Origin of the sequence: Stenotrophomonas sp. GbtcB23 (assembly GCF_019091045.1) — a bacterium.
GTDB classification, from domain to species: domain Bacteria; phylum Pseudomonadota; class Gammaproteobacteria; order Xanthomonadales; family Xanthomonadaceae; genus Stenotrophomonas; species Stenotrophomonas rhizophila_A.
On the sequence record NZ_JAGXKC010000138.1, the window covers coordinates 1 to 870 of the forward strand.

General features: G+C 59.0%; 2 protein-coding genes. One reads left to right on the top strand and one right to left on the bottom strand.

Going from position 1 to position 870, the window contains the following annotated elements; all coding sequences use genetic code 11:
• Positions 1–608 (top strand): DUF305 domain-containing protein (locus KVS69_RS18445; protein WP_254622282.1); only part of this gene is annotated, 608 nt, incomplete at its 5' end.
• Between the two features lie 29 nt (positions 609–637).
• Here the strand turns inward: KVS69_RS18445 and KVS69_RS18450 are convergent.
• Positions 638–870: arginase family protein (locus KVS69_RS18450; protein ID WP_254622283.1), on the bottom strand; the 233-nt coding region annotated here is incomplete at its 5' end.

Sequence of the window (870 nt, forward strand, 5' to 3'; positions counted from 1 at the left end):
CTGTTCCCACAGTCCCCGGGTTCTTCCGCCGTTCTGCCATTCCCACGGAGATTGTTATGTCCTCTTCGCACGGTACGCACGAAAACGCGCAAGACCCGCAGTCCCAGCACGCAAAACCGCACGCCTCACACCAACCTGCCCACCAGGCACAACAAGGGCATCAAGGCCATTACGGCCGCCTGTTGTTGATGATGGGCCTGTCTTTCGTGGCCATGTACGCATTGATGTACGCAATGGTCGATCAGTGGGCTAACGTCTATAACAACGTCAACCAGTTCTACATGGCGGGCCTGATGGCCGCTCCCATGCTGCTGATCGAGCTGTGGCTAATGTCCAGCATGTACCCCGATCGCCGACGCAATCTGATTCTGGCTGGTCTGACGGTGGCGTTCATGCTGTTCTGCTGGTGGGGCATTCGCACTCAAGCAGCGGTCACTGACAAGCAGTTCATCCGTTCGATGATTCCCCACCACGCTGGCGCCATCCTGATGTGTGAGGAGAATCGTCTGAAGGATCCTGAGTTGGTGAAGCTCTGCCAGGACATTATTACCTCGCAGACACAGGAGATCGCGCAAATGAAGCAGTTGCTGGCTGAGCGTTCCCGTTAGCTCACTGCCTTTTGCCAGCCGATATCACTTCACTGAGCGTGCGCACTGACCATTCGGTGGATCAAACGCGCGGCCACACGTGCGGTGGCTTGATCCGGATCCAGGGGCGGACACAGTTCCGCCACGTCGACCACACGTACCTTGCCCGAGGCCATGACCAGATCCAGCAGGGCTTCCAGGACCTCCAGACTCACCCCGCGTGGGTTGGGGGCGCTCACGCCCGGGGCCACCACCATTGAGTACGCCGGCAAGATCACCAGCG